The sequence below is a fragment of the Streptomyces sp. SID13666 genome, assembly GCF_010548325.1.
GTDB classification, from domain to species: domain Bacteria; phylum Actinomycetota; class Actinomycetes; order Streptomycetales; family Streptomycetaceae; genus Actinacidiphila; species Actinacidiphila fildesensis.
Map to the genome: position 1 here is coordinate 40,928 of NZ_JAAGLX010000002.1, position 13,738 is coordinate 54,665.

Below are 13,738 nucleotides of genomic sequence, written 5' to 3' on the forward strand. Positions count from 1 at the left end.
TGAGCTTCTGGGGCCGGGGCGGTCGTGCGAGCGGCGCCGCTCCGGTGGGTAGAGGGCTGCGTTGGATCACGTTGAGGTTCATACGGTCTCCGTAAGGGGTGAGATCGCGCAGATTTCCGAGCGCGGATACGATTTATCGGGCTCTCGGGCGGTCATGGTGTGGGGAGATCTGCTTCAGCCGAAGCGGGACGGGTTGGGTGCGGTACGCCATTGAGTGGGCGGCTGGCCCCGTACTGCGCTGCCTGGATTTCATACAAGGCCCGATAGCGCCCACCGGGCAGCGCCATGAGGTCTGCGTGCGTGCCCTGTTCGATCAGCCAGCCGTGATCCAGGACGTAGATCAAGTCCGCGGTGGCTGTCGCGGCGAGGCGGTGCGTGATCAGCAGCACGGTGGTGCCGTCGTCGGTCAGGGAGCGCAGCGCCTGGAACGCCTCGACCTCGGCCTTCGGGTCGAGCGCGGAGGTGGGTTCGTCCACGATCAACAGCGGGGCGCGGCGGTAGCGGGCTCGGGCGCTGCCCAGGCGTTGCCATTGGCCGCCGGAGATTTGGGTGCCGCGTTCGAAGCCTTGGACGACCAGGCTGTCCCAGCCGTGTGGAAGGGTGCTGATCATTTCCATGGCGTCGGCTTCGCCGCATGCTTGGTCGATGAGGTCTTGGTTCAGGGGCTGGTCGGAGCGTCCGATGTGGATGTTGGTGCGGGCGGTCATGGGCCAGCGGGGGAAGTCTTGAGCCAGGACGGCGACCTGGTCGAAGACTTGGTCGCGGTCGGCGTCCCGGATGTCGATGCCGTTCCACGTCAGGGCGCCGGAGCTGGGCAGGTACAGGCCGGCGACGAGTTTGGACAAGGTGGTCTTGCCTGATCCGTTCTCCCCTACGAGGGCGACCACTTTGCCCTTCGGGATGGTCAGGCTCACGTTCTGCAGGGCCGGCGTCTGGCCGTTGGGGTAGGTGAAGGAGACGTCCCGTAGCCGGACCTCGGTCAGGGGGCCGGGTACCTCCGTGCCACCGGCGGGGATGGCTTGCTGCTGGGCCGTGGTGCAGGCGTCTTCGAGGTCGCCCAGGTACATCGCCTCCTCGTAGAGGCGGTTCATCTGCGCGACCAGGGAGGCCAGGTTCGCGCTGGAGGTCCGGACGGCGATGACCGCGGTGCCGGCGACGGCGAGCGGCATGCCGCCGGACGCCAGCAGCCACCACAGCACCCCGTATGCCGCCAGGGCGGCGATGCCCGACGCGGCGGCGGCGGTGGTCTCGGTGCCGGCTTGGGCGCGGGCGAGGCGTCGTTGCTCCGCGGCGACGGTGGCGGACATGTCGTCGTAGGCGTTGGTGAGCATGCGGCCGGCTCCGTGCACCCGAATTTCGGCGGCGGAGTCCTGACCGATGAGGGTGTTGGTGATGACCGCGATGGCTCGCCGGTGGTCCAGCCATGCGTGCCGGGATTCGTACTGGCGCCGGGCGGAGGCCACGGCTCCCCATCCCTTGGGTACGGCGATCAGGACAAGCATGAGCACGAGTAGGGGGTGCAGCAGGGACAGGACGCTTGCTGCTGCGGCCAGGCCGATCAGGGAGTTGATGACCGCGACGGAGGAGCCGAGCATCTGCCGCACCGAGTCGGTGCCCATCCGGCCGGCATCCAGCTTGCGGTGGAAGACCTTGTCTTCCAGGGTGGCCAGCTCGACGCGGACGGCGGCCCGGTAGAAGCGGGCCGTGCACACGCGCTCGACCTTGGGCTCCAACTGGCCCGAGGCGGCGACCGAGACTGCCGACAGCAGGACCGCGAGGATCGAGACTGCGGCCATGGCGGTGAGTGCGGGCAACATGTGGCGGATGCGATCGGGGGTCGGGCCAGCCGCGAACAGGGCGACCAGTGCCTGGTTGGTGGCCACCAGCAGAAACACCCGGGTCAGCCCTTGGCCCAGTTCCGCCGCCAGCAGCGCCAAGAGCGCCCTGCGGTCCTCCTGCCAGCCGGCGCGCGCTACGGTCCCGATCAGTTGGGGGAGCTGCCGGGCCATCGACCAGAACGATAAGCGCAGCAGCGGCTGTCCGTGCCCGACGTAGGTCTTCTCCCAGCGCAGGGCTCCGCCGAACAGTAGTTGTTCGCTGGCCGACACGGGAAGCGGCGCGGCCGGCCGCCGTAACGTCCTCACCGGCACCCGGCGGCGGGGGCCGAAGCAGCAGGAGTGCGGATCACGATCCTCATAGCGCTATGGGGCACGAGCAAACCTTTCGGCAGGGCGACAACACCGCCAGTGCGGCGACAAGCAGCAGCGGTTAGGAGATACCACTGATCCTGTGCGGTCATGCGATGGACGCCGGCCGCGCCAGGGGGATCTGGAGGCACAGAGAGTCAGGCTCGCCGGACCCCGCGCGGGGGAGCTGGTGCTCGGGCAGCACCACCGAAATCATCCGCTGGCGGCAATCGCTGCGCGCCGAGGACTGGTGCGGGTTCTGTTAGGCGATGATGTTGTCCGGGGTGTGGAGCCATACCGCCTGACCTGCGGGTGAGACGGTCAGGCCGAAGTGTCGAATGTCGGGTGATCCGGCGACGCGGTACCAAGTGAAGGCGGAGACAATCTCGCCCCAGAGGTCTCGGGGTCCCCGCGCTGTCACGGCCCTGTCCTCCCACCAGTTGCGGTACGTAATCGTGGCGGAGGATGTGCCAGCCAGGTCCCACACGTGAAGCTGCTTTTCCTCGCCCTGGCCGCTGTGGGCGTAGTCCAGGTCTTGGGTGCGTAGCCCGATAGCGAAGTCCTGCTGCCAGGGGCCCTGCATCACGTCGTATGGGTCGACGACGCTCGCCGCGGTGCGAGGATCTCCCAGCTCGCCGATGGTTCGCGAAGGTCGTTGCTGCCGGATCCACATGTAGGACGCGTTGCCGACGAAGTTTCCTTCTGCGATGCCGTCACGGACGCGCAGCTTCAGGAGCCCGGAGTTGTCATAGGCGGTACCGAAAGGGGTGAGGATGATCGCGTCCTGGGCACACTGTTGCACCCAGTCGCCGGGAATGCGCAGGAGAGAAGCGGTGGAGATCATCCGATCGTGCGGGGCGGTCTGCGCGTCGCCCAGTTCTCCGTTGCCGCAGGTGACGTTGGGTTCGTAGCCCGCGGCTTTGAGGTTGGCCTGCGCGGTCGTCGTGAGAGCAGCGTCGACTTCAACGGAGGTGATGAGAGCGCTGCCGACGCGCTCGCAGAGCAAGGCGGTGTTGTAGCCGCTTCCCGTTCCCAGCTCCCAGACTCTGTGCCCCTGGTCGAGTTCGAGGTGGCCCAGCTTCTCGAAGACGATGTCCAGCGCCGAGATGGTCGAGGTGAAGGAACCTGCGGCCGGCCCGTCAGGTGTCACCGCACCGTCGTCCATCTGCGTGATGACCGCGCGGCGAGAGTCGTAGACCGCCCTCGCCCATCTCTGGTGGTCCTTGTTTCGGTCCACCAGCGAATGCAGGCCGTCGTCGTTGGTGTCGAGGGTCCAGATCCGGTCCGGCGTGAACTCTTTGCGGTCGACAACATCGAACGCTTCGGCCAACCACGGTTCGCCGAGAACGCCCTTGGTTTCCAGGGCTGTCCGGCATACGCGCTTGAAGTCCACAGAGTGTCTACTTCCCGTGCTTGCCGTCGCCGGGCTTGAGTGCGTCGGTTTTGCCGTCGCTGTTCCCGGGCGGCTTCCGTGGCTCGGTCTTCGGGGTGTCCTTCTTGTGCTTGTTGTCGTCGCCCATGGCCGGATGCCTCCTCGGTTAGCGGTGCTTGGCGGATTTGCGCGTGCTGGTGCCGACCGGGATCGGTGCCGGGTCGGGCCCAGGATTCGATGGGGTGCTCATACGACCCTCCTCCTTTGGGCCTCGCTCCATACCGTGACCTGTCCTTCTTCGTGGGTCTTAGGGACCCGAACTGCCTGGCGGTATGGAGCGAGGAATTTGTGGTGGTGGCAAGCGGCGGCGCTACAGGCCGATCGGTCGGCCGCTGCCCTGGTACGGGACTGCGGCACCCCAGGCGGCCGGATCCACCGCCGGCCAGCCGACAGCGGTCACTACCCCACGCGCACGGCGCACGTCCGCCCGGACCGCGTCGAGCTCGCTGATGAGAGGAGAGATCGCGCTGTGATCGACGACCAGCAGATGCCTGGCTCGGCCACTGCGCACGGCGTTGATCGCACCCTGGAGCCCAGCCTTCTCCTCCGGTGGAGCAGCCCCTTCGCGGTCGAGGTAGCGAGCGACGATCAGCAGGTTGTGCTCCCGCGCGTACTCCTCGATCACCAACTGCGGGGACTCCACGTCGCCGCTCGCTGTGGTGTTCACATAGAGGACTGCTGGGAGAACTCGCTCGTGCTCTTCGTGCGCTGGGCGACGAGGGGGCGAGGGCCGATCGGAGTCGCTGAACTCAACTGCCGTCATGACAAGGACACTAGGAAACTCGGAAGTCGGCGGTCCACACTGTTACACGGAATTACATGCCAACTACCCGAGAGAGCGAATGGCTTCCGTGATCAGGGCCCGAGCCTTCGCGCCGTAGACGGCGGTCTCGGCCAGCTCGGAGAACGCCTTGATGTACAGCTGGACATCGCTCGGCGCCGATACCGTCACCGCCGCAGCGAGCAGTTCCACCGACGCCTCGTGCTCGTCGAACACCATGAAGGTCTCTAGCGGCCACATACGGCGCGGAGCGGTCCGAGGGATGATCCCCAGCGACACCGCCGGCAGGGTCATGACCGCAAGCAGGTATCCCAATTGGCCGGCCATCACCTCGGCGTCACCGAAGCCGAAATACAACACGTCCTCCTCGACGATCATCGCAAAGCGGTGGTCGCCCTCCCGGATGACGTGGGACCGCGACATCCGGGCCTCGACGGCCTCCGCCACGTCGTTGGGGATCTGACGGAACTCGGTGATGGCCGAGAGCAGGGCTGTGGCGTAGGTATCGGTCTGGAGGAGGCCAGGGATCACGTTGGAGCAGTACACCCGGAAGTGTCGGGTGCGCTCGAAGAGCGGGACGGACGATTCCTGGAGCCTGCGGAGCCCGGTTCGCTGTTTCCTCCGCCATTGCACATACATCGATTCGACGGTGCGGTTCGCGGCGATCAGATCGGCCGCCTGGTCCTCCGCTCCACAGGCACGGCACCACGCCCGGATATCTGCGTCCGAAGGGGGCGTTCGCGCGTTTTCGATCCGCGAGGACTTGGCAACGCTCCACCCCGCCCGTGCGCCCAGATCGCGTCCGGACAGCCCAGCATCCAAACGAAGATCCCGCAGGCGTACGGCTATGACTTCCCGAGCGGCTTGGACGCTGGAGGAGGGGGACGTGGGCATGGGCCGGTTTCTCGGTGGTGCGCGCGATCAGACCTTGAAGGCTTCGTGAGGCACGGCGCGCTCCCAGACGGCACCAAACGCGGTCGAGCAGAGACGCGCGACCGTCGGCTCCTCGGTCCACTCTTCGCCGGTGTACTCGCCGTCGCCGGTGAAGTGTCCGAATCGGACGATTCGCTCGTCAAACAACCAGAAGTCGTTTCCCGGCAAGGCAATGTCCGAGGCCCGGCGCCTGGGCAGCCACCGAACCTGTTCGCCCGCTGCAACATTCATGAAGCTGCCGTCGAACTCGAACCGGATGTACTCAGTCACGGGCTCCGACACGATGCGCGCTCTGCGCACCTCAACGCCGCGGGCCACGGTTTCCGCGATCTGGGTGTGCCACGGGCGCCACCATGAAGCCTCATCGGCAGGGTCAAACCTGTGCCCTGACCTCCACTGGGCATAGCGGCCGGTCTCGTTGTCTACCGCGTAGGCGTCCCGCATCTCCAGGTGCAGTGCGGATCGGGTACAGCTCGCCAGCACTTCATCGAAGTCGAACACCGGCTTGCTCCGCCTCATCGCACGCCTTCCTGATCGCGGCCACCATCCGTAGAGGCAGCCGCACAACCGCTTCGCTCTCGGGTATCGGACCCGTCCTCAAGCACTCGATCAGAGCAGCCTCGTCCGGCTTCCAGCCCTGAAAGAGCATTTCTTCCGCGTCGAGGTCGACCCACACGGTCGGGCAGTTCTTCTCGTCGGTGTCCGGGTCCTTGGCGATGAACGTTAGTGGCATGGGTGCCTCCGCTGTCGAGGGGGTTACACCAACTTGCACGACCGTCACCCATCCGGACACGCTCGTCAAGAGGGCATCAGCGGGCCGACGGCGTGTGCCGCCAAACGCCCCAGGGGGGCACCTCGCTCTCAGCCGCTCGGCCGTCAGGACGCCACAGCCCCTCGGTGGACGTTCTGAAGCTCCCACGTTCGGACCTTCTCGCTGAGTTCGGTAGCCTCCCGCACGCCCCGGCCGACGAACGGCTTGAGAGACCGACGCATGCTCGCGACCTGACCGATGGTTCGTGCCGAGGCGACCCCATCCATGAGCTCCAGGGATCTTCCCCAGGTCGCGCAAGCCTGTTCGATGTGCCCCTGCTGCACTTGAGCCCCACCGAGCTGCGCAGTGGTAATCCCGTTAACTCGCCGGTACGCAGTCGTGTCCCGGCCTGTCGCGCTCGACGCGTAGAACTTCTCCGCGCTGGCCGCGTCTCCGGTGGCGCTCAGGATCTTTGCAGTGTGGGCATCGATGGTGGCCATCGTGGGGCCCCACAGCGACGTCCAATTCGGCAGCCGGTCCGCATCGTGGCCGCGCAGGGCGATCTCGCGAGCCTTGTCGGCCTCCCTCAGCGCATCTGTGCGCTGTCCGTTCGCCGCAAGGGTCCGCGCGTGGCAGACGATCAGCAGCGACAACGTCGCCTGGTCAACCTTTCCGTCCGCAAGGCTCAGCGCCTGACCAGCCTGCTCCAGCGAGTGTTCCGGCCGGCCAATGTTCAGGCCATGGTGCGCCATCCCCCGCAGCACGAAGGCACTGTGCGCGCCATTTTCTGCCTCCTGCGTCAGGTTGTATGCCTGGAGGTAGTAGCGCTGGCACAGGCCATGCTCACCCGCGTCATAAGCCTTCCAAGCGACCAGCATCGTTAGAGATGCGGCAGCCGAGAGCATCTCCCGCCGCAGTTCATCGGTTCTCCAGGACACCCGGCACAGCGGCAGGACATCCTTCGTCAGGTACGACACGACCGCGCTGCGCCCGTGCCGCCCGCCGTGCCGTTCGTCCATCTCAGTCAGGACCCGGGTCATATCCTGCACCGCGGTGATCTCCGCCCGCCCGGCCGTGCCGGCCCGCTCTTTCGCCATCTGCGCGTACTCACCGGACGCGCCCAGTGGAAGCGCGGCGGCCGCCACGCTGTAGGCCGCCCCGGTGAGGAAGGACCTGCGCTCCATATCGGCTCTCCCCAGCATTGCCAATGTCTCGACAGGATCCGGGCCCAGTCGCAATCCGAGCTCATCGGAAGTCTGCCCGTCGGCGCTCAAGGCAAGTTGCGCCGCCGTCACCCTGCGGCCCAGGCGCCGCGAGAGCACCTCTGCAACATACCCGGCTGTCGCCGGACCCGGCTTGGCACCGCGGACCCATTTCAGGACGCCAGCCCTGGTCGTGGAGACGCTGTCGCCTGTCTCTTTCGCGACAAGCTGCACTCCACGTGCGACCTGGCCGTAGCTCAGGCCGGCCTGCTCGATGGCCTCGCGAAGCAGCTCGTTCGTAATCCCCTCGGACGGCACGGGACCTCACCAACTCGGGACAGGGCGGTAAACGCGGTAAACACACTGGTCGCTTCAGGCTGTAGCCCAACCAGCTTATGACGCGCTGTACTTGCCGTGTTGCTCCTTCGTAACCACGGAAGCAACATTCGCCACATCAGTTACACGGTGATGGTGGGCGCCGTACCCCCTGATCACCCGCCACGGGCAACGGCCAGGATCCCGGTCCCGTGGCGGGCCGCCGCCGACTACAACCGCTCTCAGCGAAGAGCTGCTCCGGTGACGCAGCCTCCGCACCTCGGACTACCGCCACGAGAGCCATGCCCACCACCTCAACACGAAGCACTCCCGCGCCTTCCCTGCCGTGAAGGGGGGGGTGCAGCCAAGCGGCCAGCAGATGACGCGAAGGGCAATCTCATGGTGACCGCAACACAGGGCGAGGAGCTCCTTGCAGAGCTGTGTGGTGAGAGGCCGGGACGTCATGCACCGGCTGTGCTCAACGAGCTGGCGCTGAACATCGAGCTGGGCAGCGACCTGGCGGAGGTCGGGAGGATCAGGCGAGATGGGATGTGGGTGGGACGCATTCGGCGCATCGGCACCGCCAAACTCCGCCTCTGGGGATTGCCGTCCACCGTCGTGGACGACGCCGAGCTGCTGATCAGTGAGCTAGTCACCAACGCCCTACAACACGGTACGGCCCGGGAGATCAGCTTCCGCTTCATCCTCTCCGCCGACCTGCTCCTAATCATGGTGGACGACCGCTCCCCCGGCCGGCCCCTGGTCCGAGACTCCAGCCCCGACGACGAGTCCGGCCGGGGAATGTTCCTCGTAGAAGCCATCGCCGCTGCCTGGGGCGTCAGCCCCGACGAGACGCGCACCTGGTGCGCCCTGACGACGCACACCACGGGAGGGCCCCGATGAGTACGCCTTCGGTGACGGCGCGGCGCGGCGCCGCCTCGCTGACCAACGTACCGAGATGGATCCCGCCGCCGGGTGGCCGCGCCCTCCTGGAACGGGTCCTGAAAGGGCTGCGTGCGTCCGCCGACCTGGACCGGATCTATGACGCCCTTGACCAGGCACTGGGCGAGAGCGCCCCGGCCGCCGGCGAGGTCCCCGCCCTCACCCACTGCCTACGCAGCGCGCTGGAAGGGCATCTGGCCACCGCGATAGCGCAGGCAGCGGTGCTGCCCGCGCCGCTGGTCGCGGGCCTGGTCGAGCGCGCCGGCCGCGCCTTGGCCGAGGAGCCGCCCGCGGACCCTGCCGCAGCACTCGGGCATCTGCGACGGATTGCTCTAGCGGCGCAGGACATCCTCGACGTCCTCATAGGAGATACGGAATGAGCGCATCGGCTCGGGCCCTCGACCCTCGGGCAGGCGCCCACCGCAGTCGGCGTGAGTTACCGCCGGCCGAAGTGGCCGGCGGGCCGCCATGACAGCGAGGCCGCCTCCGATCACCGGCCGGTACCCCCTCAACGGAGTATTCATGACGTACACGACGACAGCCCCTCTCCCACAGCCCAGCGCCGACACCATGCCGGATGTGCGCACCCAGACCTGGCAAGCGGCCAGCGAACTGGGCGAGATCTTTCGCGCCGTCGGCATCAACGTGTCGCGCGTAGTGGTGAACGACGACGACGATCGGGCGCCCTTCATCAATCTGGGCACAGTCGACGCGGCGGCCGGCTTCGAGCTGGCCCGGCGGATCCGCAAGAGCATGAAACCCCTCCTGCAGACGGCCAACGCCCTCCAGGCCGCCTTCATCGCCCACGAACTGGAAGTCCCCGCCCCGATCATCTACCACGGCAAGATCATCCTGGGGAACATCTCTGTCCCTGACACAGACCGCCTCGCGTGCCTGCTGGGTGCGCCGTCACAGGAGGAGGTCGTGGACCTGACGCAGTGGCCCGAGGCGCAGCAGGTCGTTGACCGACTCGGTGATGCCTTCAAGAAGGCCACCCGCGGCGGTTTCCTCGACCCCAAGTTTCACCCCGAGTGCCTGCGGTGCCAGGAGGACGCTGCGATCCAGTTGGGGACCATCGACGCGCGGACCGCGCGCCGTCTCGCCAGCGCTCTCGAATTTGGGGCATGAGGATGACGACGCCGCAGCAGCCCGACATCGCCCGCGACCTCCTCAACCGGGCCACTGCCGCCCGGCTGCACCACAGCCGACTCACCCGCGGCCAGCTGAACCCTGCGGAGATCGCCGCCGGCCGCCACCAGGATCACGCGAACGCCGGCATGCTGCGACGCGTCACAGCCGAACACGGCTGGCCTGGTCGGCGGCTCGTCGGGGAAGACGGCGCCCAAGCCGCTTACCTGATCGCCCTGTACGCCGATCATGACCCCGATCTCCAGAACGCGATGCTCCGGTTGCTGGGTGGCGCGGTGGACAGCGGCCAGGCCCCGGCCGGGCACTGGGCGCACCTTCACGACCGGTGGTGCATCAACAGCGGCCAAGCTCAACTCCACGGCACCCAGTACGTCCGCGGGCCCGCCGGCGTGGAGGTAGCGCCGGTCCGGGAACCCCAGCACCTCGATACCCTCCGCGCCCGTGCGGGCCTGCCGCCGCACGCCACCGCGGCGGAAGCCGTCCGCCGCCGCTACCCCCCAACCAGGCATGCCGATCCACCGAGCGATGCGGGACCGCCCGAAATGGTCCTGGTCAAGTGGGCCGCATGACGCCCTGCGCGTCACCGGCCTGCTGCGTGCACGCTCTATGACCGCGCCAGCGCTTCGCTTCGCAACCGGTCTCCCCCGCCCGCTCTCGTAGCGGGCCCCTGAGCTGCCGTGCCTCCCCTGCGGTGAAACCCCCCGCCCGCACCGGGGGTACGGCTCCATCTCTACCGTCCCGACTATCTTCGAAGAGGTACGACCATGCCCGTGACCGCCCTTCCCCTGCCGCACCTGGTGGCTGAGGCTGCCGTGAACATCCTCCAGCGCCTGGAAAACGACACCGCGTTCCCCGCCTTCCACATGGCCAGCCTGACGTACTCCGACGAATGGCAGTGTTTCGCTGGCTTCCCCGTCATCTCCCAGTGGAAGCTGGAAGACGACGCGCGGCCGCTGTTCGTCGAGGCCATGCGTGCCCTGGCGCTCAAGGCCGCGGTCTACGCGCTGACCGAGGACGACAAGGCGGCCGAGATCGCCATCGCGGTTCCGGTGGACGAGATGACGCACGCGATGCTCGCCCAGTCCCAGCTCCTGCACCGCATCGCGGAGTGCCACGCCGTGAGCATCATCCACCAGACCGATCAGGAGCACACCGACTACCGGCACGGGGATTACACCCACCAGTGCTACACCGCGGCGTGGGGCGAACCGCCAGCCCGCTACTGGCTGGACCACGAGCAGGTGGAAGCCAACCGCAGCCACCTCGCCGGCCTCTACGCGAGCATCGGCCTGGGCCGGTCCGGGCGCGAGCACAGCATCGCCTTCGCGCCGGCGGCCTAGCCCAGTGCCGACCGCAGTGCCGCCGTCACGTCCAGATTCGGATCCGACGCCCGCAGGATCTGCGACGCCTGCGCGATTACTCCGGCGAACGCGTCCGGCGGCGCCGCGGTCAGCGCGGCCCGCAACCACTCCCGCACCTCGCCGGCGTCGCCCGGCGGCGGCGCCTCCCACGGCAACACCAGGTGGTCCGTCGCGTACGGGGCGGGCGGCAGACCCACCCGCTCAGGGTGCACACACACCGGCACCCCGGCCGCGGTGTACCGGTTGCCGCTCACCGGGTCGAAGGGGCAATCCCGGCTCGGCTTGGCCACCACGTCGAAGGCGCCCCCGGGCAGCAGCAGGGAGGGGCAGACCGCGCACACCGGCCGCTCACCCTCCTGCGAGAACGGCGCCCGATCCTTCTCCACCCGGCTCACCCTCCACCGACGCGTCCACCACTTCAAGGATCCGCAGCGTAGCGACTGCGGCCCGACGAGGAGCCCCAACCGCCATGGCCCACCCGGAGAACCCCCACGAGCAGATGCTCGATCGGACCGTCGCGGTCCACCTTCCCTTCACCGAGGCCAGGACCCTTACCTGGGCGGGAACGGACGGCAGGCCCGTCCTGGGATTCGAAGACGCGCAGATGACGCACCTTCGACACGGCCCGCACACGGTAGTCACCGTCGAAGGGATACTGGGCGTCTACGAGGCCCCCACCCTGCGGGAACGACTGACGGACCTGATCGACACCGGTGACGGCGACGTGATCGTGGATGTGCGCGGCGTCGGAATTCTCGACTCGACCAACCTGGGCGTCCTGATCGCCGCCTGCAAGCGCATCCGCATCCAGCGACGCGGACGAACTCTGTACCTGGTGGCGAAGAAGGACACCGGTCCTGTGCACCGGATCATGCTCATCACCGGCCTCATCAAGGTGTTCTACCTGTGCGACTCCGTGACCAACGCCCTGCGCGCGGCGACCACGGCCAGCCCGGCAGCGGACGAGCAGGAGGATCCGCGATGACCATCCAGCAGCCGGACGTCGTTCCGTACATGGTCGCGTGGAGCACGGAGAAGCGGATTTCGCGGTTGCTCCTGTGCGGCCCGGGGGGAATCCACTACGCGGACGAGCAAAGCCACGACCGTGACAGCGGCGGTGCGCTGTGGGTCGGCACCACGTTGGGCCAGGGTCGCGGCCGGCCCAATTTCGCCCACACCCATGCGCAACGGCAGCGCCGGTGCATGAGGTTGCTGCTGTGTCACGTCTGCGGAGGGCCCGCCGACTGGACGGGACAGGGCGTTCTCTGGCTGGTGGAGGACAACCGAGCCGACTGGCCGAACTGGCCGGAGAACCTGGTCACCGTTCACCCCCCGATCTGCTTGCCCTGCTCCCGCCAAGCCCTCCGGCTCTGCCCTCACCTGGCGGGAAACGGCGTCGTGGCCGTGCGCGCGACGGAGTCCGCGATCGAGGGCGTGTACGGCCAGATCTACCGCCAGGGGCCCCGCTCCCCCGTGGAAGTGCGCAAGGACACCGTCTTCTACGACTCTCCGGAAATCTGGTGGGTCCTGGCCGCCCAACTGATCAGGACGCTGCGCGGCTGCACGGTCGTAGACCTGGCCGCGGCAACCGCCAGCATCTGACCCCCGCACACGCACCCCGGTGCGGCCAAGCGGCCTCCTACTAGGCATGGCAACCGCACCGCACCCGACGCCCACCCGACATCATCATCAGAGGAGCCGCACATGCCACCTACTTGGGACCTTCACGCCTTGCGGATCGGCGTGCTGTTCGGCGGTGATTCACCGGAACGACCCGGTTCCATCGCGTCCGCTGAAGCGGCCGGCAAGTCCCTGAACAGTCAGGGCCTGCACGCCGAACTGTTCGACCTGTCCGGTATGGACTGGACCGCGTTACCCGGGCAGATCGACGTCGCGCTCCTGGCCTCACACGGCCTGGGCGGCGAGGACGGAAAAGCACAGGGCGTACTCGACCTGCTGGGCATCCCCTACACCGGCTCCGGGGTGAAAGCCTCCGCCGTCGGCATGCACAAGACGACCACCAAGCGCGCCCTGACAGCCGACATGATCGACACCCCCCGTTGGCTCGACATCCTGCCCGAGTACTCCACCGCCACCGCGGTGTCCGCCGCGCGCATGACCCTCGGCCGATTCCCGGTTTTCGTCAAACCAGTCTCCGGCGGCGGCAGCCTCGAAGCAGGCATCGCACACGACGAGATCCAGCTCGCTGCGCTCCTGGACCAGGCCCGCGAGCAGCCCTACGAGCAGTACATGATCGAGGAGTACATCACCGGCACCGCCTGCAGCGTCGGGGTCCTGGAGATCAACGGCACGCTTCGGGCCCTGCCGGTCCACGCGGTCGAAACCGACCGCGCGTTCTACGACTACGCCGCCAAGCACGACACGGCGCTACGCCGCGAACGCTGCCCGGCCGGCCTGCCCGGAGAGCAGGACCGGCGCCTGCAGCAGATCGCGGTGCGTGTCCACCAGCTCCTGGGCGCGCACGGCCTCTCGCGGGTGGACTTCCTCGTAGCCCCGTGCGGACGCACACCCGTCCTGGAGATCAACACGGTGCCGGGGCTATCGGAGCGCGGAAATCTGGCGACCATGGCGGCGGCCGGCGGGATCCCTTACGACGAGATGGTCCGACACATCCTGCGCACGGCGTTCACGAAACCGGCGTACGTGCCGTAGCAGACTGATCCGT

Annotated in this window: 16 protein-coding genes; 8 read left to right on the forward strand and 8 right to left on the reverse strand. The window is 67.7% G+C overall.

Annotated features, from left to right (window positions below):
- Positions 1 to 152: 152 nt before the first annotated feature.
- From G3I60_RS05130 to G3I60_RS05160, 7 genes are all read right to left on the reverse strand, one after another.
- Positions 153 to 2,108, reverse strand: a complete 1,956-nt coding sequence (locus G3I60_RS05130) for an ABC transporter ATP-binding protein (RefSeq protein ID WP_343241918.1) — start codon at positions 2,106 to 2,108, stop codon at positions 153 to 155.
- A gap of 340 nt (positions 2,109 to 2,448) precedes the next feature.
- Positions 2,449 to 3,579, reverse strand: a complete 1,131-nt coding sequence (locus G3I60_RS05135) for a hypothetical protein (RefSeq protein WP_164606624.1) — start codon at positions 3,577 to 3,579, stop codon at positions 2,449 to 2,451.
- A 349-nt stretch (positions 3,580 to 3,928) separates the two neighbouring features.
- A complete protein-coding gene (locus G3I60_RS05140) occupies positions 3,929 to 4,285 on the reverse strand; it encodes a hypothetical protein (protein WP_164606626.1) in 357 nt (118 codons plus the stop codon).
- Between the two features lie 159 nt (positions 4,286 to 4,444).
- Entirely contained in the window at positions 4,445 to 5,293 is an 849-nt protein-coding gene (locus G3I60_RS05145; protein WP_164606628.1) for a helix-turn-helix transcriptional regulator, read from the reverse strand.
- Between the two features lie 27 nt (positions 5,294 to 5,320).
- The gene (locus G3I60_RS05150; protein ID WP_164606630.1) at positions 5,321 to 5,851 is read right to left on the reverse strand and encodes a DUF6879 family protein; all 531 of its coding nucleotides are present in this window, start codon (positions 5,849 to 5,851) and stop codon (positions 5,321 to 5,323) included.
- Complete coding sequence (locus G3I60_RS05155) at positions 5,817 to 6,065, reverse strand: hypothetical protein (protein ID WP_164606632.1); 249 nt, start codon at positions 6,063 to 6,065, stop codon at positions 5,817 to 5,819. The genes G3I60_RS05150 and G3I60_RS05155 overlap by 35 nt, the downstream gene beginning before the upstream one ends.
- A 143-nt stretch (positions 6,066 to 6,208) precedes the next feature.
- Positions 6,209 to 7,603: a hypothetical protein gene (locus G3I60_RS05160; RefSeq protein WP_343241919.1), complete on the reverse strand. Its 1,395-nt coding sequence runs from the start codon at positions 7,601 to 7,603 to the stop codon at positions 6,209 to 6,211.
- Positions 7,604 to 8,074: 471 nt separating this feature from the next.
- Between G3I60_RS05160 and G3I60_RS05165 the strand changes: the two genes are divergently transcribed.
- From G3I60_RS05165 to G3I60_RS45135, 5 genes are all read left to right on the forward strand, one after another.
- Positions 8,075 to 8,503 carry an ATP-binding protein gene (locus G3I60_RS05165; RefSeq protein WP_164606634.1) on the forward strand — a complete coding sequence of 143 codons (429 nt, stop codon included), beginning with the start codon at positions 8,075 to 8,077 and terminating at the stop codon, positions 8,501 to 8,503.
- Positions 8,500 to 8,922 (forward strand): DUF6415 family natural product biosynthesis protein, encoded by a 423-nt coding sequence (locus G3I60_RS05170; protein WP_164606636.1) that lies wholly within the window; start codon positions 8,500 to 8,502, stop codon positions 8,920 to 8,922. Before G3I60_RS05165 ends, G3I60_RS05170 begins: the two co-directional genes overlap by 4 nt.
- 142 nt (positions 8,923 to 9,064) lie before the next feature.
- Complete coding sequence (locus G3I60_RS05175; RefSeq protein ID WP_164606638.1) at positions 9,065 to 9,670, forward strand: hypothetical protein; 606 nt, start codon at positions 9,065 to 9,067, stop codon at positions 9,668 to 9,670.
- Positions 9,667 to 10,260, forward strand: a complete 594-nt coding sequence (locus G3I60_RS05180) for a DUF6624 domain-containing protein (protein WP_239069559.1) — start codon at positions 9,667 to 9,669, stop codon at positions 10,258 to 10,260. The genes G3I60_RS05175 and G3I60_RS05180 overlap by 4 nt, the downstream gene beginning before the upstream one ends.
- Positions 10,261 to 10,455: 195 nt before the next feature.
- Positions 10,456 to 11,031, forward strand: a complete 576-nt coding sequence (locus tag G3I60_RS45135; RefSeq protein WP_239069560.1) for a hypothetical protein — start codon at positions 10,456 to 10,458, stop codon at positions 11,029 to 11,031.
- Here the strand turns inward: G3I60_RS45135 and G3I60_RS05190 are convergent.
- Complete coding sequence (locus G3I60_RS05190) at positions 11,028 to 11,438, reverse strand: hypothetical protein (protein ID WP_239069561.1); 411 nt, start codon at positions 11,436 to 11,438, stop codon at positions 11,028 to 11,030. The two genes, G3I60_RS45135 and G3I60_RS05190, sit on opposite strands and share 4 nt — an antisense overlap.
- An 83-nt stretch (positions 11,439 to 11,521) precedes the next feature.
- Between G3I60_RS05190 and G3I60_RS05195 the strand changes: the two genes are divergently transcribed.
- The 3 genes from G3I60_RS05195 (at position 11,522) to G3I60_RS05205 (ending at position 13,725) form a co-directional block, all read left to right on the forward strand.
- Complete coding sequence (locus G3I60_RS05195; protein WP_164606640.1) at positions 11,522 to 12,037, forward strand: STAS domain-containing protein; 516 nt, start codon at positions 11,522 to 11,524, stop codon at positions 12,035 to 12,037.
- Positions 12,034 to 12,654, forward strand: a complete 621-nt coding sequence (locus tag G3I60_RS05200) for a hypothetical protein (protein ID WP_164606643.1) — start codon at positions 12,034 to 12,036, stop codon at positions 12,652 to 12,654. Before G3I60_RS05195 ends, G3I60_RS05200 begins: the two co-directional genes overlap by 4 nt.
- 102 nt (positions 12,655 to 12,756) lie before the next feature.
- The gene (locus tag G3I60_RS05205; protein WP_164606644.1) at positions 12,757 to 13,725 is read left to right on the forward strand and encodes an ATP-grasp domain-containing protein; all 969 of its coding nucleotides are present in this window, start codon (positions 12,757 to 12,759) and stop codon (positions 13,723 to 13,725) included.
- Positions 13,726 to 13,738 lie beyond the last annotated feature (13 nt).